Annotated in this window: 1 protein-coding gene; it reads left to right on the forward strand. The window is 21.1% G+C overall.

The annotated features are described in order from the left end of the window. The coding region (locus tag SB719_RS23120; RefSeq protein ID WP_412160186.1) for a hypothetical protein at nt 1-226 on the forward strand (226 nt) is incomplete at its 5' end. Nucleotides 227-228: the final 2 nt, after the last annotated feature.

Here is a 228-nt window from a genome sequence, read left to right on the forward strand (position 1 = left end):
TATATTTAATATAAACAATAAAATCTATTTAGATTTAGTTTCTAAAAGATTGGTTCCCAATAAATTTTCTGCATATAATGTTGTTGTAGAGTACGAAAAAAAACGACGTATACAATACTATGTTGAAATAACGGAAAAATTGGAAAATAAAAAATACACTATATATTTTAAAAGTTATCCTCCAAAGAAAATCTTAAATGCTAAAAATGAGTATATAAAAGATTAAAT

Source organism: Pantoea sp. SIMBA_079 (assembly GCF_046940275.1).
Classification (GTDB): Bacteria; Pseudomonadota; Gammaproteobacteria; order Enterobacterales; family Enterobacteriaceae; genus Pantoea; species Pantoea borealis.